This window comes from Mechercharimyces sp. CAU 1602 (assembly GCF_024753565.1).
Classification (GTDB): domain Bacteria; phylum Bacillota; class Bacilli; order Thermoactinomycetales; family JANTPT01; genus Mechercharimyces.
Map to the genome: position 1 here is coordinate 198,706 of NZ_JANTPT010000002.1, position 23,427 is coordinate 222,132.

28 protein-coding genes are annotated in these 23,427 nt (G+C 45.1%); 1 reads left to right on the forward strand and 27 read right to left on the reverse strand.

Features of this window, described 5'->3' with window-relative positions; translation table 11 throughout:
* Positions 1-3 precede the first annotated feature (3 nt).
* The 25 genes from NXZ84_RS12015 to NXZ84_RS12135 all read right to left on the reverse strand — a co-directional run bounded on the left by NXZ84_RS12015 (position 4) and on the right by NXZ84_RS12135 (position 21,324).
* A complete protein-coding gene (locus tag NXZ84_RS12015; RefSeq protein WP_483869639.1) occupies positions 4-1,536 on the reverse strand; it encodes a complex I subunit 4 family protein in 1,533 nt (510 codons plus the stop codon).
* Complete coding sequence (gene nuoL, locus NXZ84_RS12020) at positions 1,518-3,374, reverse strand: NADH-quinone oxidoreductase subunit L (protein ID WP_258840571.1); 1,857 nt, start codon at positions 3,372-3,374, stop codon at positions 1,518-1,520. Before nuoL ends, NXZ84_RS12015 begins: the two co-directional genes overlap by 19 nt.
* Positions 3,375-3,400: 26 nt before the next feature.
* Positions 3,401-3,706, reverse strand: a complete 306-nt coding sequence (nuoK, locus tag NXZ84_RS12025) for an NADH-quinone oxidoreductase subunit NuoK (protein ID WP_258840572.1) — start codon at positions 3,704-3,706, stop codon at positions 3,401-3,403.
* A 1-nt stretch (position 3,707) separates the two neighbouring features.
* Complete coding sequence (locus NXZ84_RS12030; protein WP_258840573.1) at positions 3,708-4,217, reverse strand: NADH-quinone oxidoreductase subunit J; 510 nt, start codon at positions 4,215-4,217, stop codon at positions 3,708-3,710.
* On the reverse strand, positions 4,201-4,635 hold the full coding sequence (gene nuoI, locus NXZ84_RS12035; protein WP_258840574.1) for an NADH-quinone oxidoreductase subunit NuoI: 435 nt from the start codon (positions 4,633-4,635) through the stop codon (positions 4,201-4,203). Before nuoI ends, NXZ84_RS12030 begins: the two co-directional genes overlap by 17 nt.
* A 20-nt stretch (positions 4,636-4,655) precedes the next feature.
* Positions 4,656-5,621 (reverse strand): NADH-quinone oxidoreductase subunit NuoH, encoded by a 966-nt coding sequence (nuoH, locus tag NXZ84_RS12040; protein ID WP_258840664.1) that lies wholly within the window; start codon positions 5,619-5,621, stop codon positions 4,656-4,658.
* On the reverse strand, positions 5,621-6,721 hold the full coding sequence (locus NXZ84_RS12045) for an NADH-quinone oxidoreductase subunit D (protein WP_258840575.1): 1,101 nt from the start codon (positions 6,719-6,721) through the stop codon (positions 5,621-5,623). Before NXZ84_RS12045 ends, nuoH begins: the two co-directional genes overlap by 1 nt.
* A 223-nt stretch (positions 6,722-6,944) precedes the next feature.
* Positions 6,945-7,628: an NADH-quinone oxidoreductase subunit C gene (locus tag NXZ84_RS12050; RefSeq protein ID WP_258840576.1), complete on the reverse strand. Its 684-nt coding sequence runs from the start codon at positions 7,626-7,628 to the stop codon at positions 6,945-6,947.
* Positions 7,629-7,632: 4 nt separating this feature from the next.
* The gene (locus tag NXZ84_RS12055) at positions 7,633-8,145 is read right to left on the reverse strand and encodes a NuoB/complex I 20 kDa subunit family protein (protein ID WP_258840577.1); all 513 of its coding nucleotides are present in this window, start codon (positions 8,143-8,145) and stop codon (positions 7,633-7,635) included.
* Complete coding sequence (gene ndhC, locus NXZ84_RS12060) at positions 8,136-8,486, reverse strand: NADH-quinone oxidoreductase subunit A (protein ID WP_258840578.1); 351 nt, start codon at positions 8,484-8,486, stop codon at positions 8,136-8,138. The genes NXZ84_RS12055 and ndhC overlap by 10 nt, the downstream gene beginning before the upstream one ends.
* A gap of 360 nt (positions 8,487-8,846) precedes the next feature.
* Complete coding sequence (locus NXZ84_RS12065; RefSeq protein WP_258840579.1) at positions 8,847-10,001, reverse strand: MFS transporter; 1,155 nt, start codon at positions 9,999-10,001, stop codon at positions 8,847-8,849.
* Between the two features lie 533 nt (positions 10,002-10,534).
* Positions 10,535-10,936, reverse strand: a complete 402-nt coding sequence (locus tag NXZ84_RS12070) for a F0F1 ATP synthase subunit epsilon (protein ID WP_258840580.1) — start codon at positions 10,934-10,936, stop codon at positions 10,535-10,537.
* Positions 10,937-10,961: 25 nt separating this feature from the next.
* The gene (atpD, locus tag NXZ84_RS12075; RefSeq protein WP_258840581.1) at positions 10,962-12,371 is read right to left on the reverse strand and encodes a F0F1 ATP synthase subunit beta; all 1,410 of its coding nucleotides are present in this window, start codon (positions 12,369-12,371) and stop codon (positions 10,962-10,964) included.
* 40 nt (positions 12,372-12,411) lie between these two features.
* Positions 12,412-13,269: an ATP synthase F1 subunit gamma gene (atpG, locus tag NXZ84_RS12080; RefSeq protein WP_258840582.1), complete on the reverse strand. Its 858-nt coding sequence runs from the start codon at positions 13,267-13,269 to the stop codon at positions 12,412-12,414.
* A gap of 105 nt (positions 13,270-13,374) precedes the next feature.
* A complete protein-coding gene (gene atpA / locus NXZ84_RS12085) occupies positions 13,375-14,892 on the reverse strand; it encodes a F0F1 ATP synthase subunit alpha (protein WP_258840583.1) in 1,518 nt (505 codons plus the stop codon).
* Between the two features lie 27 nt (positions 14,893-14,919).
* Positions 14,920-15,465, reverse strand: a complete 546-nt coding sequence (locus tag NXZ84_RS12090; RefSeq protein ID WP_258840584.1) for a F0F1 ATP synthase subunit delta — start codon at positions 15,463-15,465, stop codon at positions 14,920-14,922.
* Complete coding sequence (gene atpF / locus NXZ84_RS12095) at positions 15,462-15,947, reverse strand: F0F1 ATP synthase subunit B (protein WP_258840585.1); 486 nt, start codon at positions 15,945-15,947, stop codon at positions 15,462-15,464. Before atpF ends, NXZ84_RS12090 begins: the two co-directional genes overlap by 4 nt.
* A gap of 90 nt (positions 15,948-16,037) precedes the next feature.
* Positions 16,038-16,262, reverse strand: coding sequence for a F0F1 ATP synthase subunit C (gene atpE, locus NXZ84_RS12100; RefSeq protein WP_258840586.1), 225 nt, complete (start codon positions 16,260-16,262; stop codon positions 16,038-16,040).
* A 32-nt stretch (positions 16,263-16,294) separates the two neighbouring features.
* Positions 16,295-17,038 carry a F0F1 ATP synthase subunit A gene (gene atpB, locus NXZ84_RS12105; protein WP_258840587.1) on the reverse strand — a complete coding sequence of 248 codons (744 nt, stop codon included), beginning with the start codon at positions 17,036-17,038 and terminating at the stop codon, positions 16,295-16,297.
* A complete protein-coding gene (locus tag NXZ84_RS12110; protein ID WP_258840588.1) occupies positions 16,995-17,444 on the reverse strand; it encodes an ATP synthase subunit I in 450 nt (149 codons plus the stop codon). The genes atpB and NXZ84_RS12110 overlap by 44 nt, the downstream gene beginning before the upstream one ends.
* A complete protein-coding gene (locus NXZ84_RS12115) occupies positions 17,441-17,659 on the reverse strand; it encodes an AtpZ/AtpI family protein (protein ID WP_258840589.1) in 219 nt (72 codons plus the stop codon). Before NXZ84_RS12115 ends, NXZ84_RS12110 begins: the two co-directional genes overlap by 4 nt.
* 205 nt (positions 17,660-17,864) lie before the next feature.
* Positions 17,865-18,053: a hypothetical protein gene (locus NXZ84_RS12120; protein ID WP_258840590.1), complete on the reverse strand. Its 189-nt coding sequence runs from the start codon at positions 18,051-18,053 to the stop codon at positions 17,865-17,867.
* 109 nt (positions 18,054-18,162) lie between these two features.
* Positions 18,163-19,020, reverse strand: coding sequence for an arylamine N-acetyltransferase (locus NXZ84_RS12125; protein WP_258840591.1), 858 nt, complete (start codon positions 19,018-19,020; stop codon positions 18,163-18,165).
* A 189-nt stretch (positions 19,021-19,209) separates the two neighbouring features.
* Positions 19,210-19,836 (reverse strand): uracil phosphoribosyltransferase, encoded by a 627-nt coding sequence (gene upp, locus NXZ84_RS12130; RefSeq protein WP_258840592.1) that lies wholly within the window; start codon positions 19,834-19,836, stop codon positions 19,210-19,212.
* 60 nt (positions 19,837-19,896) lie between these two features.
* Complete coding sequence (locus tag NXZ84_RS12135) at positions 19,897-21,324, reverse strand: RtcB family protein (RefSeq protein ID WP_258840593.1); 1,428 nt, start codon at positions 21,322-21,324, stop codon at positions 19,897-19,899.
* Positions 21,325-21,575: 251 nt separating this feature from the next.
* Here NXZ84_RS12135 and NXZ84_RS12140 point away from each other — a divergent pair, with 251 nt between their 5' ends.
* A complete protein-coding gene (locus NXZ84_RS12140) occupies positions 21,576-22,049 on the forward strand; it encodes a GNAT family N-acetyltransferase (RefSeq protein ID WP_258840594.1) in 474 nt (157 codons plus the stop codon).
* 45 nt (positions 22,050-22,094) lie between these two features.
* Here the strand turns inward: NXZ84_RS12140 and NXZ84_RS12145 are convergent, their stop codons facing one another.
* Entirely contained in the window at positions 22,095-22,592 is a 498-nt protein-coding gene (locus NXZ84_RS12145; protein ID WP_258840595.1) for a DUF1648 domain-containing protein, read from the reverse strand.
* Between the two features lie 112 nt (positions 22,593-22,704).
* On the reverse strand, positions 22,705-23,379 hold the full coding sequence (locus NXZ84_RS12150; protein WP_258840596.1) for a sporulation delaying protein family toxin: 675 nt from the start codon (positions 23,377-23,379) through the stop codon (positions 22,705-22,707).
* Positions 23,380-23,427: the final 48 nt, after the last annotated feature.

Here is a 23,427-nt window from a genome sequence, read left to right on the forward strand (position 1 = left end):
TTCCTACCCTCCCATCTGTGTAACAACTAGTTGAATGGCTTCCGACATCGGTCCTGTTAATGCTTGCGGGTATACTCCGACAAACAAGATACTCGCACATAAAAGAAAAACCGGTACCATTTCACTACGGTGCAGATCTGATCCAACTAACTGTGATTGTGCATTCCCTTTCCCATATGTCGTCTGTAAGACCATGCGGAGAGCGTATGCAGCTGCCAATACAAGTGCCAATGTTCCTATCCCAGCCAAGAGTGGATGCTTAGCAAATAATCCTAAAAATATCAACAGTTCGCTAATAAAACCCGAAGTAGTCGGGAGGCTTAGTAAAGCAAGACCAGCAAAGAGAAAGAAGCCTGACCAGAGCGGATACGGGTGAGCAAGTCCACCGAGACGGGCAAGTGAAGTAGACCGTGTGCGTACTGTTAAAGCACCGATGAGGAAAAAGAGAAGAGCAGAAATGAGACCATGAGAGACTGATTGCAACACAGCCCCACTTAAGCCAGCTTCATTTTGTGCTGCGATCCCCATCAACACTAATCCCATGTGACTCATACTCGCATAGGCGAGAATACGACGCAGATCTGTTTGCACAAGAGCGATCAGCGCACCCACAAAAAGACTGATCAAACCAAGAAGAGCAATCACTTCGCCCGCCTGTGACATCAATGTGGGGAAGAGAACAACCCCATAACGAATCAGTCCGTATGCCCCCACTTTGAGAAGAACACCCGCGTGGAGCATCACTACCGGAGCTGATGCCTCGCTATGAACGCGCACCATCCATGAATGCAAGGGAAAAAGAGGTAGCTTAATCGCAAAAGCAGTCCAGATAGCAAGAAACACTCCCCACAGCATATAGGTAAGCTCATTTTCATCGGTTGTCGCAATAATAATACGCATCTCATTTTGGAGACCGGCGTAATCGAGTGTCCCCCCCAGAAATAACAAAACAAGAAAGGCTAACAGCAACACTCCTGACCCGAGACCATTGTAGATTAAAAAATGATTAGCCGCCTCTTCCCTGCGTACACCCCCCCATTGACCAATAAGTATATAAGTGGCCACTAACGTAATCTCAAAGAAGAGGAAGAAGAGTAATAGATTTTGTGATAGGAACACTCCCAACATTCCCACTTCTAGCAGTAGTAAGAGCAGGAAAAACAGCTTTCTGCGACGCTCGATATATAGGAGCGCTGCTATTGCGGTTACAAAACATATAAAGGCTGTCAGCATCACGAGGGGTAAAGAAATCCCGTCGATGCCGACGTGATAACTAAAAGCCAGAGTTTGATTAGCTGAAACCGCAAGCTGAAACCAATCAATTTCATGGGAGAACTGCATCAGTCCTTCACCAGGAGTATAGAGAAAGAGGAGCCATACCACCATTACCAGCGGAATGGCAGTTGCTCCTATCCCCACAACCCCCACCATATTAGTACGAGCTTGTGGAATAAAGGTCATTACCCCTACTCCTACTAGGGGAGAAAAAAGAAGCCACGTTAATAGCTGTGAAGTTATTAACTCCAATCCATCCACTCTCCTCCCACTAAACTAAAGAACAAAATTACCAATGCTACCAGGCTAAGAAGCAGATACCCTTGTACCTGTCCCGTTTGTAAAGCCGTTCCCCAGCGAGCCACTCTTTGCACAGTGGAGAATGCCACTTGTGCACTACCCCGAATCACATAGCGGTCCACCCGTTCTAGGAACCAGCCCAGTCCGATGACCACCCCTACTACACCGCGATCGATCAACATATCCATTCCATACTGTTGTCGCACTATCCGCTGGAATGTAGCACGGACAACACTCGGCTGCTGTCTTGAGGTGGCTACCCGTCCATACAAGAAAAAAGCGAAGGCGATCGTTATGATCAGTAGAAGCACCCATAAAAGTTGTAACCATAGTGACAAAGAGCTATGTACGCCCTGGTCTCCCGCCTGTAATAACCACTCCTGTAATAGAGAGCTGGGATACTGAATGATTCCCAATCCAAGCGCCAATCCTGCTAAGACATACATCGGCCAACGTAAACTGGCACGCAGATCACGAGAGCGCACTCCTTTCGCCTGACCCCTGAGCACCCTGAAGGTGAGACGAAAAAGATATAAGACGGTAAGTAGCGATGCCAACCATGCTAGCAAAAACACTTCACTGTGCCCCTCCACAAACACAGCTGCCAAAATTTCTTCTTTGGAGAAAAAACCAGAAAACGGCGGCATCCCAGCCATAACCAGACAACCAATCACCAGTAGCGATGCTAAGTGTTTATTTTTTTGTCGCAAACCACTAATTTCACCCAACTCTTGTTTCCTATAGAGTAGTATCATTCCTCCGGCAACAAGAAAGAGTAAAGCCTTAAATGTCGCATGGGTCAACAGATGAAAGATCCCCGCAACATAACCCATCGACCCGAGTGCTACCATCATAAACCCGAGTTGACTCACTGTGGAAAAGGCGAGAATACGTTTCACATCCGTTTCTACTAAGGCGACTGAAGCCGCAAAGAGGGCTGTTATTATCCCTACAAATACGATAAAGTTTAACAGCGTCGTCGAAGCAAGAAAAAGTGGATAGATGCGCGCCACCAAATAAACCCCAGCCGCCACCATCGTTGCCGCATGGATTAAAGCGCTGACAGGGGTAGGGCCTTCCATGGCATCGGGTAGCCACGTATGAAGAGGAAACTGCCCTGACTTGCCCATCGCACCTATAAAAAGAAAGATTCCTGCCATCATGATCCAAAGCGGGGCACCCTCTTCTGCTTCTACCGCCTGGATGATCACCGAAATATCGAGACTTCCCACCTGCCAGAACAGAAGCAGAAGAGCGATAAAGAAGCCGATGTCCCCCACCCTTGTAATGAGAAATGCTTTCTGGGCCGCACGCTTCGCACTCGCTTTTTGGTACCAAAAACCGATTAAAAGGAAGGAACCTAAGCCCACCAGCTCCCAAAATAGATACATCTGAATGAGACTAGGAGAAAGAACAAGCGCCAACATGCTAGCACTAAAGAGTGTTAAATATGCATAAAAAGTGGTGAAACGATCGTCATTTTCCATATAGGAGCGTGCATAGATGTAAACCAATAAACTGATCAAACTGACCAATACCACCATCAATGCATTTAACTCATCCACAAAGATTCCAACAGAGAGTGTGCGTTCCTCTACCGTCAACCATGTCCAAGATTTCAGCCAAGCACCTCCTTGTTGCCACAAATCATAAAACGTATAGATGGATAAGAGCAGGGAGATTGCAATACTTGTTACCCCAATCCCACTCGCCCAATTCTGGCGAAGCGTCGACCTTCCACCAAGCAGAAGTAGAAACGCTATGAAAGGAAAAACAGGAATTAACCACGCTAACTGCATCTGTAGCACCTCCTCATCCGTTTACCCTACCCTTTCAATTTGTTGATACGATCCACTTCACGTACGTGCCGATTACGAAAGAGAGCAATCACAATCGCCAATCCTACAGCTACCTCTGCGGCTGCTACTGTGATAGAAAAGAGAGAAAAGATCTGCCCTGTCGCATTGGCAGACACCCCCCATCTAGAGAATGCGACCAAATTAAGATTAGCTGCATTTAACATTAATTCAATCGAAATTAAAACGATAATGGGATTCCGTTTTGTCAACACACCGAACAAACCAATCGAAAATAAAATTGCTCCCAAAGAAAGATAAGAAGATAAAATCACCTTACGAGCTCCCCCCCTCTTTCCGCGCTAATAGAATCGCCCCTACCAACGCAACAAGTAATAGCAAAGATACTGCCTCAAATGCGATCACATACTGCGTTAAGGTAAGCTCTCCAAGATCCGCCGCAGTGACTGAATCCACTTCCTTCTCTCGTGAAAGCGGAGTTTGATAAATCACTCCCAGCAGTAATACAAGTAACGATGCTACCCCGATAAACGAGATAACTGGATGCCATGAGCGCTCAGATGGAGCTGTTGTGGACGATCCAGTCAGCATAATTCCAAATAAGATCAGTATCGTTACAGCGCCAGCATAGACGAGCACCTGGATTACCGCTAGGAAAGGTGCTTGTAAAAGCGCATATAGCCCCGCTATACCGAGGAAGGTAAAAGATAGCGCTAACGCCATGTGCACGACTTTCGTAAAGTGAATCATAAAGACGGCACCGCCGATGACCATCGTTGAGAGGAAAAAAAACGCAATCCCTTCCATACTAATCGCTGCTGTCATCTGCTAAGGTGCCTCCTCTTATGTTGGTATCGTTATCATGTAGCCAATTCATATCTTTAAATAATTCGTCCCGACTATAAGTGGCTAATTCATAATTGGTGGTCATCACAATCGCCTCCGTCGGACAAACCTCCGTACACAAATCGCATAAAATACAAATTTCAAAATTTATATCATATGTTTCGATTATTTTCCCTTTCTTCCCTGGGTCAGGATGCTTGCGTCCAGTAAGCGATATGCATTCCGTTGGACACACACGTACACATTGATTACACACGATACACATCTCCGGCTCAAAGTATTGAATCCCACGAAAACGTTCCGGCATATGCAGTGGCTGAGCGGGATATTGATATGTCACCTTCGGTTTCGTCATGTTTTTCAGCGTAATGCCCATTCCTTTTAGCATGCCAAACATTATTATCCCCCTTCCCTTCCTTAAAAGTAGGTACCCAGCACTGGAACTTCTTTTAGTAAGGCTGAAGCAAATAAGTTGAACAGAGCAAGAGGTAATAATACCTTCCAACCCAATTGCATCAACTGATCGACCCGCATTCGTGGTAACGTGGCACGAATCCAAATCAAACTAAAGACGACAAGTGAAAATTTGAGGATAAACCAAACCAAAGCTGGAATCATGGTTAAACCAAAGAGAGGCAACCACCCCCCCAAAAATAGTATTGTGGTGAGAGAAGCCATCACGAACACGTATACATATTCTGTTAACATGAAAAAAGCGAACCGAAAACCACTGTACTCCACATGATACCCACCCACTAGCTCTGACTCCGCTTCTGGAAGATCAAAAGGCGTACGGTTCAACTCTGCCAAGGAAGAGATATAAAAGATGACAAAGGCTAAAAATTGAGGAATAATCAGCCATACTTTGGTTTGTGCTTCTACAATCTCAATCAGATTGAGACTACCCACTGTTAACACCACACCGACAAGTGCCATCACTAACGGAACCTCATAGCTAATCATCTGTGCTGCCGTCCTCATAGAACCTAAGAGCGCATACTTATTATTAGAAGCGTAACCACCTACCACTATCGCAATTGTGGTCAAGCTGGAGAGCGCAAGATAGAAGAGGAGACCAACACCCACATCGGCAAAAACGAGCGCATCCGTAAAGGGAATCACAGCTATCACAACAAAAGCTGGCATAAATGCAAGCGCGGGTGCCCACTTAAATAGTGCTTCATCTGCTTGACGTGGAATAATATCCTCTTTGATTAACAATTTGAGTACATCGGCAACCGTCTGTAGCAACCCCCAAGGCCCTACCTGATTAGGACCAATACGGCTTTGGATCCAGCCGATCACTTTGCGCTCAAACAAAATTGCCATCGTGACAAATCCTAAGACGAGCAAGAGTAAGGCGACAGGACCTACCCATATCATCAACAATCCACCTCCCCCAGTACGATATCAATTCCGCCTAGGATGGCAACGAGATTAGCCATGTTTTCCCCTTCTAGTAAATGGGGCAGTATTTGCAAGTTATTAAATGAAGGGCGACGGAATTTACAACGCCATGGCTTATCCCCCTTTCCTTTCGTAACCAAATAACACCCTAACTCTCCCCGCGGTGATTCCAAACGCGTATAAACCTCCCCTTCAGGCAAACGAATAAGGCGAGGCACTTTAGCCATGATCGGTCCTGAGGGAATCTGTTGCAAAGCTTGAGCTAGAATGCGAAGGGACTGACGCATCTCACCCATTCGACATACATACTTAGCAAACAGATCCGATGTCTCCCCCACCGGAATATCAAATTGAAAACGATCGTATATAGAGTAAGGCTCATCTTTACGGAGGTCCCACTTCACTCCAGTCACACGCAAATTACTACCAGTCAATCCATATTGAATAGCTGTTTTGGCATCATAGACGCCTATACCCTGGGTCCGTCCCTGAAAGATTTCATTTCCTGTTATCAAGGCTTCATATTCGTCCACATGGTGCTCCATATCTACAACTAATTGCTCTACTTTTTTAAGCCAGATAGGTGAGGCATCCCACTTTACTCCACCCACCCGCATATAATTGAAGGTAATACGCGCTCCACATAATTCATTAAAAAGATCCAAAATTTTTTCTCGTTCCCGAAAGGCAAACAGAAATGGGCTCATCGCTCCAATATCTAATAAGTACGTGCCAAACCAAACAAGATGGCTGGCGATGCGATTTAATTCCATCGCTATCACGCGCAAATACTCCGCTCGCTCTGGCACATTCGTCTCCATCATCGTCTCCACCGCTTGTACCAGGGCATAATTATTGGTCATCCCTGATACATAGTCCATCCGATCCGTATAGGGAATAATTTGTGTATAATTTAATTCCTCCGCCAGCTTTTCTGTCCCACGGTGCAAATACCCAATGACTGGCGTCGCTTCGCGAATGATCTCTCCATCAATTTTTAGTACGAGTCGAAAGACACCATGTGTACTGGGGTGTTGTGGTCCTACATTAAGTAGCATCTCTTCTGTGCGCAACATAATGTCAACATTCCTCCATTATAAAGAGGTTTAATAACCAAGTATGACCTCGCAAACTCACCCTATATTGATAGCTAAAAACCAAATAGTTTCTAACATTCCGATCCCTATCTTTCAAACCAGCTTTAGATCCCACGTCCTCTTCTAAAGGGGACGTTTCCAATCAGATGGGGTTTACCTGATCCCCTGATGTGTTAGCTTTCGTTGAAACGAACTTAAGTAGCTATATCCCTTCATCATATGGCTCATAATCTTTTCGAAGAGGGTGACCCGTCCAGTCGTCCGGCAACAAAATTCGACGTAAATTGGGATGACCGGTGAAGGAGATCCCAAGTAAATCATATGCTTCCCGCTCGTTCCAATCTGCTCCCGCCCAGATATCTGTCACAGAGGGCACTGTTGCCTCCTCTTTTGGTGTGGGAACATGAATACAGAGGTCATGTTTATGAATAAAAGAATGGAGATGAACGACTACTTCTAAATACTCTCCTTGATCCAGACCTGCAAAATGGCGTAAATAATCGAAGGAAAATGATGGATCATCACGTAAAAAAGAAGCTACGCCTCTCCATTTTGAAGGGGGAACAACCCAGGTGAGCAAATGATTATTCCGTTGGTTAATATAAGCCTCTTGGATCACATCCTCACCCAGCTCCGCACTTATCGTCGCTACCCACTCTTCCAATAGTGGCTGTTTTGGAGAAGGAGGAGGAGGCTCTGTTTCTTTTTTCGCGCGTGAGGCTGGTCGCTCTTTCTTCTCGATAACCTTCCCTCTTCCTTGCGCTAGCTCTTTAGCTCGCTCTGTCTGCTTCGATTCCTCACCATTGTTCTCAGCCTCCTCTACTCTCCTGTGCCGCTTATCCAGTCTTGGTGCAGAGGATTGTTTGGGTTGCTGTTTTTCACTCATCCGCTTATGTCACCTGCTTCCCTGTCTTCGCTTCGTACTGAATTTTCTCTTTTAATTTGTGAATACCATATATCAAGGCAGCTGGATTAGGCGGACAACCTGGAATGTATACATCGACAGGTACGACTTGATCCACCCCTTTGACCACCGCATACGACTTTACATATGGTCCTCCTGCTGTAGCACAAGAACCCATTGCAATCACCCATTTCGGCTCTGGCATCTGATCATATAATCTCCTGAGCAACGGCGCCATTTTTTTCGTCACCGTTCCTGACACGATCATCACATCAGACTGCCGCGGAGAAGCCCGAAAAATAACACCAAAACGATCGAGATCGTAATGTGCTCCTCCTGTACCCATCATTTCAATTGCACAACAAGCGAGACCGAATGTAAGCGGCCACATCGACTGGCTACGTGCCCACCCCTTTACCCGATCTAGCGTGGTCGTAAGCACATTCCGTTCTAATTCCTGTTGCTCTGGTAACAGTAATCCATCCTCTTTTACTCCCATTCAAACACCTTCTTTTTCCAAGCATAGAGAAGCCCTACAATCAACATGAATAAAAAGAGCCCCATCTCAAAGAGAACAAAGAGTCCGATTTCATCTCGAAGAGTATCATACGCTGTCGCCCAGGGATAAAGAAAAGCGGCTTCCACTTCAAAAATTACAAACAAGAGCGCAAACAGATAATAACGTACATTAAACTGGATCCAACTATCTCCTACCGGTTCAGCCCCGCTCTCATACGTGATCCTCTTCTCTTCCGAAGGAAAATCAGGTCTAAGCCAGCGAGAGAGAGTAAAGGCGATGACAGGCAGTGCCACACCGATAAAAATAAAGTAAGCGATCATAAGAAATGACTGCGAGATGTCCAATCCCGTTCTCACCTCCCCCTCTGAAGCGTACGTGTAAAATCACCAATTATGAGTCTTCCCACTTATTTGTAAACTATGATTTACTGTCTTGTTGATACATGTATTCATTCGTGATCTGCCTCCGCTTTTCCTCCATTTTTTGCACAGTTGATGTAAGCGCTCTCATTTTCATTCGAGCTATACGTTCAGACGATTCCCCAACGATACCAAAGCAGAGAAGACCCCAGTCTAAACTCCTAACTTGATCGATAAGAATCTCCATAGATCACAAAAACTAAGTTGTCAACAGATCGTGCGTGAAAATAAGGAGAGGTAGTCCTCTCCTTTCAGCCTTGCTCACTTTCTCCCATTATTGATCCCTATCAGTACGTACAAAAGCACTACCGGAGCTAATATCACACTACTACTCATAATACTAAGCCCCACTGACGATTTTAGCGCAATCCATCCCAATATCGGTCCCCCACCAATCTGTCCGAGAGCATCTACTTGACCCACAGTGGACATCACGGTAGCCCGTACCTGACTACTTTTAATTTGAGAGTTTATCCAAGCACGAAAGAGAGGGGCATTGGTACCACGAAGGATAAAAACCAGCCAGTAAGTCATAATGGCGAGCATAAAGTGGCTGGTGAAAGCAAAAAAGACGATTGCTGCCATTAAAAACAGGTTAATAAGCGCCAATATCCAAACATACTCTAAATTGCCGCTTTTTTCAACCCTCCTACGTATCCATTCGACTACTATGATATTGAGTACCATCGCTCCACCATTTAAAATTCCAAACCATACGACTGGATCAAGTGATCCAATCTCTGGTAGAGTAAACTGCTGCAAAAAGTGAAGTGTCCATAATCGATCAAATCCTTCGGAATAAAGCCCCTGTAACAGGGCAACGAATAGCGCCACCCATAACATATAACTTTTCCTAATATATTTAAAGCCGGCAATAGCTATCCCCACCCACTTGTTCCAACTAGTCAACCCATGGTTTGCCAGCGGATGAAAGTGCTGCTCCGGCATACATGCCGTTAGAAACATTGCTAAAATAAGAAAACTGATACCACTTAAAATTATAGGAAGAGCATAGCTTAATTGAGCTAACATAATGCTTATACCAATTCCGATTAATGCTCCTCCTTGTGCCACTTGTGCTCCCCGTAAGTAAACGGACGATAGATGCTCTTTCTGCCATTCATCCGCGATCCAAGCATCATCTGCCCCACTAATAAACGTAATCCCCAATCCCCAAATCAACTGCGCTACAAGAACAGAGTAAAAGAACGGCCATAACCCTTCGAGGAGAAAACCCATTCCCATCAAAGAGAGTCCGATCACAATGGAGCGTTTACGACTCGTTCGATCAGCTACTATCCCTGTAGGGATTTCAAAGATAAAACAACTTAATTCCAATGTCATTCCTACTAATACCAACTGAAAAGCATTCATGCCAATGGTTTCGATATAGAAAACCTGACTTACAGTGGACATTAAAGCAAAAAAAAAGGGATGTCATCCCTGAATAGATAAGATAAACGTGATACGCTGAGAAAGAATGATTCATTTTTAGACTCCTCTATTTTTGGGATCCTCAAATAAACTCCTCACGCATCATCTGTGGAAAACAAAAAACAAGTATGGATGATCACCATACTTGTTTCCGCTCTAAAAGCTCTCCTTACACGGAGAGTCTCTAACTCTATTTATAGGGATGCGAGCCAGCAGATGATAGCAGGTGCTCATTCAAGAAAGAGCAAAAAAGCATACGAAATAGACCTCCAATTCCCAACTTTTTAAAGCCGAAGTGATGACCAGATAGGCATCGCTCCTGCACAGGAAGAGAAGATTATCTAAACTTTTATGCTCTATTCATTATTGACTAGGAATGAAACACCTTTGCTAGCACATCGCATCACTCTTTTCACATTAATGGTTATATTATACTGTATCGTCTTATCACTGTAAACAATGATTATACTTAGTAAAAAAAAGCAGCACCCCAAAGGGCACTGCTTTGTTAGTGCTTAGCGACGACCAGAGATATTGAGACGATTGATCGCACGCTGCATTGCCATCTCAGCACGACGAAAATCGACATCATCCTGTTTATTGACAAGGCGTTGTTCTGCACGCACTTTTGCACGTTCAGCACGATCCACATCAATCTCACTTGGTAGTTCAGCGGTTTCTGCCAAGATGGTCACTTTATCAGGACGCACTTCGAGAAACCCGCCACTAATCGCAATCTGTAGCTCTTGGCCACTCTTTTTGATGCGCACGATGGTGATATCTAAGGGGCTGACAAGAGGGATGTGATTAGGAAGAATCCCAATATCTCCTTCTGCCGCACGCGTAGATACCATTTCCACCTGCTCAGAGTATACTTTCCGTTCGGGTGTCACAATATCAAGCTGCATGGTACTCACGGGCATTCGCTCCTTTTACGCAGCCTTATACCAGCTGTTTCGCTTTCTCGATTGCATCATCGATGCTTCCTACCATGTAGAACGCGTCTTCAGGCAAGTTGTCATGCTTTCCTTCGAGAATTTCTTTAAAGCTACGTACCGTATCTTTTACAGATACATATTTACCAGGCATGTTGGTAAATTGCTCCGCCACGTGGAACGGCTGCGAAAGGAACTTCTCGATACGACGTGCGCGACCTACAACCAGTTTATCCTCATCGGACAATTCATCCATGCCCAAGATCGCAATAATATCTTGTAACTCTTTATAGCGTTGTAGTACTTCCTGTACCCCACGCGCTACTTCATAATGGTCTTGACCCACAACAGCCGGGGACAAGATACGAGAGGTTGAAGCCAATGGATCTACCGCTGGGTAAATCCCTTTTTGTGTTAAGCCACGATCCAAGTTGGTGGTCGCATCCAAGTGGGCGAAGGTGGTCGCCGGCGCTGGATCGGTATAATCATCCGCAGGCACATAAATGGCCTGGATAGAGGTAACCGAACCTTTCTTGGTCGAAGTGATTCGTTCTTGCAATTGACCCATTTCCGTTGCCAAAGTTGGCTGATAACCTACCGCAGAAGGCATCCGACCCAAAAGTGCCGATACTTCTGAACCCGCTTGGGTGAAGCGGAAAATGTTGTCAACAAACAGAAGCACGTCTTGTCCTTCTTCGTCACGGAAATGCTCAGCCATCGTTAAACCTGTAAGCGCTACACGGAGACGCGCACCTGGTGGTTCGTTCATCTGACCAAACACCATCGTGGTTTTTTCGATAACACCGGAATCTTTCATCTCCATGTAGAGGTCGTTCCCTTCACGGGTACGCTCACCCACACCTGCAAAGACGGACAACCCGCCATGTTCTTGCGCGATGTTGTTAATCAATTCCTGAATCAAAACCGTTTTCCCTACACCCGCACCACCAAACAGACCGATCTTACCGCCTTTAGCATATGGTGCAAGCAAGTCAACAACTTTAATTCCCGTTTCCAGCATCTCTTCTGCTGTAGATAAATCTTCGTATGAAGGAGCAGCACGATGAATCGGCTCTACCTTCTCTCCTTTTACTTCTCCTTGTTCATCAATCGGTTCACCCAAAACGTTAAATACCCGTCCTAGGGTGGAACGACCGGTTGGAACGGAAATCGGCTTTCCGCTATCGGTCGCTTCCGCACCGCGAATCAATCCATCAGTAGATGACATCGCAACACAACGAACTGCATTGTCGCCTAAGTGTAGCGCTGTTTCTACCGTCAAGTTTAATTCCTGTCCGCCGCTAGCGGACGCTGGTTGATGAATGGTAATCGCATTATAAATTTCAGGAAGATGTCCGCGTTCGAATTCAATATCGACAACGGGACCCATAACCTGAATGACGCGTCCTTTGCTCATCATGTTCCCTCCTTATGGCACATCTTCATCATTCTATCCGTTACGCGTTCGCTCCAGCGACGATTTCTGCCAGTTCTTGTGTAATCGCCGCTTGACGTGCGCGGTTGTAGTGCAGATTCAGCTTACCGATCATTTCGCTCGCATTATCAGTGGCACTACCCATAGCAGACATACGAGCACCTTGTTCACTCGCTTTCGACTCCAAAGCCGCACTGTAAATCAAGGTTTCCGCATAGCGAGGAAGCAAGGATTCCAACACTTCTTCTGCTGAAGGTTCATACTCATATGCGGGAGAGTTACCCGACTCTTCCTGAGCGAGATCTTCCAAAGGTAACAATCGTTTTTCGACTGGTATCTGTGTTACTGGATTTACAAACTCGTTATATAACAGATATAATTCGTCAAATTGCTCATCCGCATAATAGCGAACCGCATTTTTGGCTACTGCCTTCACATCGGCAAAGTCCAAATCATCTGGAAGCCCAACTACTGAGTCGAGCACCGGATAGCCACGCTTCTTCAAGAAGTCTAGCCCTTTGCGTCCAATGACGAACATCGTATATTCATCTTCAGTCTGATGACGCTCTTTCACAGTTGCCACCAGTTTACGCAATAAGTTACCGTTAAACCCACCTGCTAACCCGCGATCTGACGTGATGATCAAATACCCTGTCTTTTTCACTGGACGGGAGGTTAACATCGGATGACTTACCCCTTGCGTTCCTGTTGCGATGCTGGTTACCACTTCACCCAGCTTCTCAGCATAGGGACGTGCCGCTTCCGCACGCTCCTGCGCACGCCGCAACTTCGCCGCCGCAACCATCTCCATCGCCTTAGTAATCTGCTTTGTGTTTTCCACGGAGCGAATGCGACGCTTAATATCTCGCATATTCGGCATATCAATTCACCGCCTTTTACACCATCGCTGGTTCATCTGTACAGATCGCTCCGACAGATGAACTCAGATATTGATGGGTACTTATACACTTTGTGTTACTAGAACTTATGATCCTGAAACGGCAAACCCTTTTTTAAAGGTGGCAATTGCACCCTTCAGTTTCTCTTCCGTCGCCTCTTCCAATACTTTCTTCTCTACGATCGACTTGAGTACGTCTTTATGCTCACTATCCATGTAAGAGAGGAATTCTTGTTCAAAGCGACTTACATCTTCCACAGGAATATCATCAAGATGTCCTTTGGTTACGATGTAGATGGAAACGATCTGCTTCTCCACTGGGAGCGGTGCATTCTCACCCTGCTTCAAGATTTCAACCGTACGCTCCCCACGCGACAACTTCGCTTGGGTTGCTTTATCCAAATCAGAACCAAACTGGGCAAAAGCTTGTAGTTCTTCGTACTGGGCCAAGTCCAGCTTCAAGGTACCTGATACTTTCTTAATCGCTTTAATCTGTGCGTCACCACCAACACGAGAAACCGAGGTTCCCACGTTTACCGCTGGACGCACACCTGAGTTAAAGAGATCGGTATCAAGGAAGATCTGACCATCCGTAATAGAGATTACGTTGGTCGGGATATACGCAGAGACGTCACCTGCTTGCGTTTCAATAAACGGAAGTGCAGTTAAGGAACCGCCACCACGCTCATCACTTAACTTCGCAGCGCGCTCCAACAAGCGGGAGTGAAGATAGAATACATCCCCTGGGAACGCTTCACGACCTGGTGGACGACGAAGAAGCAAGGAAAGCTCACGATAAGCTGCTGCTTGTTTACTCAAGTCATCATATACACAAAGGACGTGTTTGCCTTTGTACATGAAGTACTCACCCATCGCACAACCGGAGTATGGTGATAAGAATAGAAGCGGTGAAGGGTCGGACGCACTTGCACTTACGATAATGGTGTAATCGAGTGCACCTGCTTTTTTCAGCTTCTCTACCACGTTAACCACGGTAGATTGCTTCTGTCCGATCGCAACATAGACGCAAATCACATCTTGATCTTTTTGATTAATGATGGTGTCGATCGCAATGGTGGTTTTACCTGTTTGACGATCACCAATGATCAATTCCCGCTGGCCACGACCGATTGGAATCATGGCATCGATCGCTTTGATTCCTGTTTGCATCGGTTCATGTACCGATTTCCGATCAAATACACCTGGAGCCGGTGATTCAACTGGACGTGTTTCGGTTGTTTCGATTGGACCTTTTCCATCAAGCGGCTGTCCTAGTGGGTTAACAACTCGGCCGAGTAGTGCTTCCCCTACAGGAACTTCCATGATCCGTCCCGTCCGCTTCACTTGGTCCCCTTCCCGAATGTCGGTGTAAGGTCCGAGAATAACCACACCTACGTGATCTTCTTCCAGGTTAAGGGCCATGCCCATCACGCCATTGGCAAATTCCAATAGCTCACCTGCCATTACTTTCTCCAATCCGTGAACGCGTGCGATCCCGTCACCTACTTGAATAACGCTACCTACGTCCACCATTTCGATTGCAGAACCAACCTGCTCGATTTGCTGTTTAATCAGCGCACTAATCTCTTCTGGTTTGATGCTCATTCGGTATTCACCCCTATCCTTCCCAGTCTAACTGACATGTGATTGACGCAACTGTTGTTCAAACCGATCCAACTTACTTTTGATGCTGCCATCATAGAGACGATCGCCGATGCGTACAACAACGCCACCGATGATTGTTGGATCAACAATATTGGTAATCCGCAATTCTTTCCCCATCTTCTTGGAAAAAGCTTGCGATAATTGTGCAGCCTCTGCTTCTGTAAGTGTAACCGCCGTTGTTACCACCGCTTCAGCAACTCCACGCGCTTCGTTGGCTAGCTTCTGATAGCTACGCACAAAGTCAGTAATAACGGCTTCACGACCACGTTCGATCAATAAGATGAGCACATTGGTTGTTAACGTTGACATGGACTCACTTACTTTCAGCAATACTTCTTTCTTTTGCTTGACATCTACCGTCGGGTGTGTCAACCATTTCTTAAGTTCCGGGGTATGCCCAAGCATTTGATCCACTGTCACAAGCTCTTCCTCCACTTGTTCCAGCAACCCTTGTTCTTGAGCGGCCTCGAATAGCGCTTTGGCATACCGCTTCGCTACGACTGCGCTACTCATTGCAATTCCCCTGCCTCTTGGATGTAACGATCAACCAGTTTGGCTTGTTCGCTTGCATCCAATTCTTTTTCCATCAGCTTTGAAGCAAGCAAGACCGATAGTTGTCCCACTTCACCGCGCAACTGGGCAACCGCTTTTTCTTTTTCTTGTATGATTTCCGCTTTCGCGTCATTTAGCATTTGTTCAGCACGCTCGTTAGCGGCAGCGATAATCTGTTGTGCTTCTTGCTCTTTCTGCTTCTTCGCACGTTCAAGAATCGCATGTGCCTCGTTGCGAGCCTCCTTCAATGCAGCTTGTTGATCAGCAATCAACTGCTCTGCCTGCTTCTGGCTATTTTCTGCCGCGCTAATTTGCTCATCGATATAGGATTGACGCTTGCGCATCACTTCTACCATCGGACGCAAAGCAAATTTCGAAACCAATAGCATCAGAACCAAGACGACCGCAAGTAGAAATGCCATTGTACCCACATGTAGACTCAAATCCGGTCACTCCTTTCAATCACAAATGGCCTCTTACATCGAAACAAAAAGGGGGCGTTATCCCGTCCCCCACTCTATCTTCAAGTAACTTTAGCTGCCGATGACACCCATCAATACCAAGATCCCGAAAGCGATCGAAATAATTGGAAGCGCCTCAACAAGACCCAATGCGATCATGGACTGACCAAACAACGTACCACGTGCTTCTGGTTGACGAGCGATACCCTCGATGTAACGGCTAAACAAAATTGCGTTCCCCAAACCTGCTGCAATCGCTGCAAATGCGATCATGATTCCACCAGCTAATACACTCATTTTAAAAATCCTCCTTAGTAGTTAAGAAAATTTTAGTGATCATCCGCCACTTTTTGTCCAATATACACCATTGCTAACACGGTAAAGATAAAGGCTTGGATCGTTCCTACAAAAATCGAAAATCCAACCCAGATTAGCAGGGGTAGCCCCGCCAACAAGCCTGCCTTCAGCATGATGATGATCAATACTTCACCTGCAAAGATGTTTGCCCATAACCGCATCCCGTGAGTTGTCGGTTTTGCCAATTCATCGATGATATGGAGTGGGAACATCGGTATATAAGGCTCAAAGTAATGCTTAGCATACTTCTTCGGGTTCTTGCGAATCCCCAAGAAATGTGCAAACAGCGTAATGGCAAAGGAGAGGGCAAATGCCACACTCAAATCTGCTGTCGGCGACTTAATAATCGACACTTCATTATGGGCGTCTTCAAGCACTTCGCTTGTTAAGCCCAATGAAGGAATCGGTTCATGCACCTCTGCCGAAAGCATGAAGATGACACCCAATTGGTTGGAAAAAAAGATGAACAGGAATATCGTAAATGCCATCCCTAAAAATTTATCCGCCTGTTTATGATCCAAGCTCATGCGGGTAACTCCCTGGATAAATTCGATCACCATCTCCATGAAGTTTTGTAAACCCGTCGGCCTCATACTAAGACGCCGTGAAGCTAGAATCGTAAGAAGTAAAACGATTGCTGCAACGATGACTGATCCCAATACAACGGTTAAATCAATGGCCCATATCCCCGAACCCAACTTCGGTGTTGCTTCCATCAGCATTCTCCTCCTTTCTGTCCATCCTGTCATGGCGTACGAGTAAGTAGCCAACGACAGCTAGGAGTATATAACTAATCGGCCAACCCAGTACCAGCGAGCGGTAGTCGATCCACTCCGGAAACCGGACCGCCATGATTACAGAGAATCCAATCATCAATATGCGGTTAACCAGTCCTGTTCCTGCTGGACCTTGTCCTGCAACGACGCGCTCACCAATGATTCGGATGCGCCGCGCTAAGTAAAGAACATTGTATAGACTGACCAATCCACCCAGGATGATCCCTGCCAAAAAGGGTTTGTATGGAGTTATTATCCACAACAGTACCAGGGTAGTAAGAATGATGCCTGAATATCGCAATATATGGCGCCGTATCCAGTCCAATTCGTTCGTCATCGCTGTCATTCCTTTATAAATGCTTTCAACGTCATCGCTGCCCCTACTATGCCTGTGATAAGGCCACCTAACACACCTACCAACAACCATACAGGTTCTGTGGAAAAGGTTTGATCCAACCATTTCCCCAGCCAGACGCCAATTAAAATCATGATGACAATCTCCGAACCCAGAGTTCCGATCAACCCCATCATGCGAAGTGGGTTTTCAGTGTTTTTGTTCACATCCACACCCCTTTGTGGCATCCTTTATGAAACTACTCATTCCTACCCTAATCATCCCGTATAATCGTACCGAAGCATAGGTGTTAATGTCAACGCTTTCTTGCTCTATTTCCTCATACGAGTTCTGAACAAACCGTCACAATATTGGTATTAATAACCAAATGGTAAATAACAGGGATTTCTCACAGGTTATTGCCACGTTCTCTTATACAATTTCCCAGTCTATATCGTTGTAACCAGCGATCTTTCCTCCCATTTTGTACTCAACTGCGAAAAGGTGATGTAAGCGACAGCAAAAGAGCTTAATGACAGAGTTTCCTGGCAAATTAAGCTCCCTATATGCACCCGTTTTTAGTTCAACTTGCCCCTCGCTCTTCGCAAGAAAGGCACCCATCCCCTAACTTTTTCTAAGAATATATTTCCCCCCGAGGTCATTTTTTTATCCTGCCCCCAAATACTCGCCGCGATGGATCTTTTTACAGTCTTTGTTAAGCAAGTACTATTTACTTACTCTTCGCTGGTGCAAACACATCAACTCCTAGTTCATGCAATACTGCAATCGCTTCTTCTAGAGGAAGATGAGGTAAATGGAACTCCGTTCGCATCACTTCTTTCACCTCATCCAAATCATGTAAATATTGTGTCGTTACGTTGCCGTCCTGCGTACGTATCGTCAATTTGTTATTATCTAACGCAATGCTGCGCCCCTGTTCTAACTGGTAGAGCTGGCAAAAAATTCGTTTCATAAAGGTAGAATCAAGAGCGTACGAAGCTTGTAAGGATGGGCGAATCTCAGCCCAAGTATAGGTTTGATGAAGAGAAAATACCCAATCCGATTCTTTTCGTTCTCCATTTACTGTCCTTATATAACGGAAGTGATTCTCCTGACCTGGCTCTGCTTCAATACGACACTCTACCCCTGCATATGAACTAACTTGCTCTACATCAGTAGTAAAAAAGACCGGAGAAAAAAACGGGGCTGCAGACCCACAATCTATATATGCCCATTCCTTAGGAGCTTCTGGCAATTGAACTAAGATAGCAAGATGACTTTTCCCTAACTTGGTCCAGCGGCACTTATAACCTAGGTGCTGTAATACGTGCAACAGATGATAGTGGATAGAATAACAGGTCCCCCCTAAGTTTTTCGCTATGATTTGCTTCACATATTGATCCGGTTCAGGAATACCTCGCTCTGCTCCACCTGCTTCTTTAAACAGTAGTAGCTTACTTATATTTTCAAACGGAATTTTATTTAAATGTGAGGTTATGATTTGACTCAAGTGGTCAGCCGATGGTGATTGTGGTGTAATCCCTAAAAATTGAATGTAGCGCTGAATCCATACTGGTGTGTGACTCATCTTTATCTTCCCCTTCTCTTTATAAGTCGCCTGTTTAGTAAGTAGCTCTCTATTTCTCTTTTAGTCTACAAGAAGTTACAGGCGTCGCACGTCCCGCCATGGACTATACTTAAGCTACAACTTTAGTCTTATGTTACCTACACACACAAAAGCCCTTATGATCGCTTGATCATAAGGGCTTTGCCGCTGTTATCTCGTTCCGAATAAACGGTCTCCTGCATCACCTAAGCCTGGAGTTATATAACCATGCTCATTTAGACGCTCATCGATCGCAGCTACGTAAAGATCAACATCTGGATGTTCATGTTGCACGCGCTCAATTCCCTCTGGAGCCGCAACTAAACACATCAGCTTTAAGTTGCGTGCCCCCATCTCTTTGAGACGAATCAATGCCTCTGCCGCCGATCCTCCAGTTGCTAACATCGGATCAATCACGATCAATTCCCTTTCCTCAATATCAGACGGCATCTTCGCATAGTATTGAACAGGCTCCAATGTTTCTGGATCACGGTACAACCCGATGTGACCTACTTTGGCTGCCGGAATGAGACGTAGGATCCCATCCACCATTCCTAATCCCGCCCGTAAGATCGGAACCAATCCTAATTTTTTACCCGACAAGATTTTACTCTCCATCGTAGCTACGGGTGTTTCAATCGTAATCTCCTCTAGTGGCATTTCTCGTGTAATCTCGTATGCCATTAAGGCAGATACTTCTTCTACCAACTCGCGGAAGGCTTTCGTACCTGTTTTTTTTCGTCTGATATAGGTTAATTTATGCTGAATCAATGGATGATCCAAAACATATACTCCCACAGCTACACACCCCTTTCACACTCCGCCGACTATTTTACTGGTTCCTTCGTCATCTGTCCATCATCTTCCTTTAAGTACAGCGATCGGTTTGCAGATAGCAACTACGGATGCTAACTTCGCTCCTACTACCGAGTCAATCACTTGATCCACATCCTTATAGGCTTGGGGACACTCATCCAATATGGTTTCCAAAGTACGGTGATTTACCAAGATCTCCTCATCCGAACCCACTCGCATCGCTTGTGAAAACGAATCAACAGAAACTTGCTCCTTCGTTGCCCGTCGTGAACGCACCCGACCTGCCCCGTGGCAAATAGAGTAGTAATTTTTTACTCCTTCTTTTTCCCCCACCATAATATAGGAAGCCGTGCCCATCGAACCTGGAATCAAAGCAGGGTGACCTGTTTTCTTATATGAATCCGGATTAAGGAAATGACCTTTTGGAAGAGCGCGCGTTGTCCCCTTACGATGAACGAACATCGCTTTATTGTGATGAGGCTCTTTTAGAGCATAATTGTGCATTAAATCATACAGTACAGGCATCTTAAAATCTTTTCCCAACAACCCTTGTAACGCTTGCTCTACCCCATAGGCTAGCATATGACGATTGGTAACAGCAAAGTTGAGCGCCGAATACATCAGATTAATATAACGCTGACCTTCCTCCGATTGAATAGGCGCAAAAACCAAATTAGGGTCAGGGGTACCAATTCCCCATTTATACATAGCCCCCTTAAATTCCTTCGTATAACGGGGTCCCATCATCCCACCCCAGGCACGTGAACCGGAGTGAATCATTACAATGATCTGCCCATCAAATAATCCCCAAGACTCTGCAATCTCACGCTTATCTTCAGCGATCTCAATGCGCTGTAATTCAATAAAATGATTGCCGCCCCCCAAGGTGCCCAGTTGTCCCCAGGCACGCTTCCACATCTTCTCTGGAATGTCGGCGAGCGCATCATGGTCAAAAGTAAATGTGGCATTCTCAATATGCGTTAAAGAGCGTGTTTTGGTAGGAGTATAAGAGTCAGGAACATAGTGACGGGGAAGACCACGAATTCCCTCTTTTATAATATCTTCCAACCAAATATCTTTATATGCAGAATGCGATTTCTCATGAATTGGCACATCTTTTTCGATTGCATCAATCATCGCGCGGCGAATACGCTTGTCACGAACATCTTCATGATGCAAAGAAGTCATATGAACCCGCATGCCACATCCAATATCTGAGCCCACAATCGAAGGGGAAACGAAGCCGTCCTTCTGCATCCAAACTGCAGTTGTACCTATACACGTACCGATTCCTACATGAGCATCCGGTGTGTAACTCATATGTACACTGCGTGGAATCGTGAGATTATTATCTGCCATCGTATATACTTTATCATCCAGGCTTTGAAATACCTCGTCGTTGGCAAATACATGTAAGTTTCCTTGTGTTAACTCTAGTTCACGATGATTATTTCCATGTTCTTTTATCATCTAGCTATCCTCTCTTTTCTAACTGATGAGGCAGTGAGAAAAGCCCACATGTGGCCATCTACAACCCTTACCTTCTAATCTACTTTTCGCTCATCAATATTCTATAGAAATAATAGAATACATGGTAAGAAAATGCAAACTTTATTCTGATATATTAAGATACTTAAACTACATATCTTCATAACTCTTGCAGACAGAACATATGTTTGTTATGCTTATAGCTATAATATGACTTTCTAGGAGAACCCCATATGATTCAATTATCCACTTACAAGTCAGAACACAAGAGACTCTTATCCACATTCTCCTTACCTCATGATCAACTCCAATACACCCAACTCCCCCAAGATGCCTTACACAAGTGTACAGAGGACCCTAACCGTCATCCCGTGGTAATATTACATGCTGAGCGTCCTGTTGGCTTTTTTATTCTTCATCATCGCAGCGAACTTACTGATTTTACAAAGAAAGAAACGTCACTTTTGATACGCTCGCTATCCGTTAACCACAGTGAGCAGGGAAAGGGAATTGCGCTCCAAGCAATGCGACTCCTCCCTAACTATGTTCGCTTACACTTCCCACTTGTTACAGAACTAATGTTAGTCGTAAATGAGAAGAATATTGCTGCACAAGCTTTATATCATAAAGCCGGTTACCTCGATCATGGGATAAGGAGAGAGGGGCCCGTGGGGCCACAAAAAATCTTGCATTACAATATGTTGTAAATCAAACAAGAGTAGGAGGTGATACCACCTCCTACTCTTGTTTGATTACTTAATCTTGTTACGCCGATATAAGAGTATGCCTATCGTCAGTAATAATATCCCTACGAACAACACCACTTCTTCCCATACAACGAGTGGAGTTCCGTACACAGCGGCATCAATAAATCTCTTGCTAAACCAGATAAAAAACAAAGTGATCTCTAATTTGAGCCAACTTATCAGAAGCTGAGCATTTTGATACATCGCAGCTGCATTTTCATGAGATAATCTCGCAGGGTAATTAAAATGGTGAGGATATTTAGCCATAACTGTCATCACTATATATATGACTAGAGGAATCATGATGATAAAGAGAGTAAACCCCTTACCTCCCCATCCGTCTGCCTTCCCTGTTTCATCGAAATGAATAGGAATCTCACTGGGCAGAGCAGACCATTGTATACCTAAGTATAGGAGGATTGCCATAAATAACAGGACGCAGATAAGGTCATGGATTCTTTCTGTTCGTGTTTTATGTCGCTCTATTTGAGGGTTTTTACCCATATCCATCCCCCCTCCCTCTGGCTATTAATAAATAAAATGACTTCGATTCATGTAAAAAGCATCCCATGAATCGAAGCTGAATCTATTTCTATATTTCTAGCTATCCATATTGCTAGTTACTCGCTAATCTCGTCACTACATTGTTTACTAACATTTCCTGCATCAATTCAGCGTCTTTAGGAGACTTGGCAGACGTCCAGAAGGTGGTTTTTACCACTACAGCTGCATAGATCGTTACTGCACCCGCGGCTGTCGCTACAACAGCATGGCTATACGCTCCCACCGTCGTGATTGCAGCTGCCAAAATTGCTACATAACATTGTCCTGTTCCAGCACCTTCAATCTCTTGATGAGCCTTCCCATTCTCTTGCTCAATCACTTGTGCCAACAGTTCCCCACTCTTTTTTAATGCTTTGTTTACCTTAACATGGCTACCACTGTATACTGCTTTTTCTAGGTTCACAAATACTTTCGGATCTTTTTCCTTCATTCTCGCCATAATATCATCGGCAACAGCTACGTTATTTCCATCATTCTTCTTCATCTCCGCTAATAATTCCTCTGTCCAAATCTCAGGGAAAAGTTTTGCTACCGGACCTTGTCCAAAAACAAGACCGCGATAAATAGTTTCACCATCATACTTTGCTCCCTTTTCCAACGAGGGGGCAGCAAAGGAAGGTGTAGCCGCAACTCCAACAACCAATAGTGATAAAATCAACATCCAGGAAACCACTTTCTTCGTCACATTCATCTCCCCTTTAATAATTAGTAAATAATAAAAATTCAATCTAAAAAGTGTTTTACTCCCTTAATCACCCCCTTTCATACAATCCAC

Bases quoted from the DNA above. Each gene is read 5' to 3' on its own strand.
- NXZ84_RS12055 (WP_258840577.1), bottom strand. From the start codon at position 8,145: ATGGGAGTAAAAGAGGATGGATTACTGTTACCAGAGCAACAGGAATTA.
- NXZ84_RS12120 (WP_258840590.1), bottom strand. From the start codon at position 18,053: ATGGGTGCCTTTCTTGCGAAGAGCGAGGGGCAAGTTGAACTAAAAACG.
- NXZ84_RS12110 (WP_258840588.1), bottom strand. From the start codon at position 17,444: ATGACAGCGATGACGAACGAATTGGACTGGATACGGCGCCATATATTG.
- atpG (WP_258840582.1), bottom strand. From the start codon at position 13,269: ATGCCGAATATGCGAGATATTAAGCGTCGCATTCGCTCCGTGGAAAAC.
- NXZ84_RS12125 (WP_258840591.1), bottom strand. From the start codon at position 19,020: ATGAGTCACACACCAGTATGGATTCAGCGCTACATTCAATTTTTAGGG.
- NXZ84_RS12030 (WP_258840573.1), bottom strand. From the start codon at position 4,217: ATGACAGCAGCGATTAGTATGGAAGGGATTGCGTTTTTTTTCCTCTCA.
- atpD (WP_258840581.1), bottom strand. From the start codon at position 12,371: ATGAGCAAAGGACGCGTCATTCAGGTTATGGGTCCCGTTGTCGATATT.
- NXZ84_RS12050 (WP_258840576.1), bottom strand. From the start codon at position 7,628: ATGAGTGAAAAACAGCAACCCAAACAATCCTCTGCACCAAGACTGGAT.
- nuoI (WP_258840574.1), bottom strand. From the start codon at position 4,635: ATGTTTGGCATGCTAAAAGGAATGGGCATTACGCTGAAAAACATGACG.
- nuoH (WP_258840664.1), bottom strand. From the start codon at position 5,621: ATGATATGGGTAGGTCCTGTCGCCTTACTCTTGCTCGTCTTAGGATTT.
- nuoL (WP_258840571.1), bottom strand. From the start codon at position 3,374: ATGCAGTTAGCGTGGTTAATTCCTGTTTTTCCTTTCATAGCGTTTCTA.
- atpE (WP_258840586.1), bottom strand. From the start codon at position 16,262: ATGAGTGTATTAGCTGGTGGAATCATGATCGCATTTGCAGCGATTGCA.
- NXZ84_RS12065 (WP_258840579.1), bottom strand. From the start codon at position 10,001: ATGTCCACTGTAAGTCAGGTTTTCTATATCGAAACCATTGGCATGAAT.
- atpB (WP_258840587.1), bottom strand. From the start codon at position 17,038: ATGGAAGCAACACCGAAGTTGGGTTCGGGGATATGGGCCATTGATTTA.
- atpA (WP_258840583.1), bottom strand. From the start codon at position 14,892: ATGAGCATCAAACCAGAAGAGATTAGTGCGCTGATTAAACAGCAAATC.
- ndhC (WP_258840578.1), bottom strand. From the start codon at position 8,486: ATGATCGCTTACTTTATTTTTATCGGTGTGGCACTGCCTGTCATCGCC.
- NXZ84_RS12045 (WP_258840575.1), bottom strand. From the start codon at position 6,721: ATGTTGCGCACAGAAGAGATGCTACTTAATGTAGGACCACAACACCCC.
- NXZ84_RS12145 (WP_258840595.1), bottom strand. From the start codon at position 22,592: ATGGGTAAAAACCCTCAAATAGAGCGACATAAAACACGAACAGAAAGA.
- NXZ84_RS12135 (WP_258840593.1), bottom strand. From the start codon at position 21,324: ATGATAAAAGAACATGGAAATAATCATCGTGAACTAGAGTTAACACAA.
- NXZ84_RS12090 (WP_258840584.1), bottom strand. From the start codon at position 15,465: ATGAGTAGCGCAGTCGTAGCGAAGCGGTATGCCAAAGCGCTATTCGAG.
- NXZ84_RS12140 (WP_258840594.1), top strand. From the start codon at position 21,576: ATGATTCAATTATCCACTTACAAGTCAGAACACAAGAGACTCTTATCC.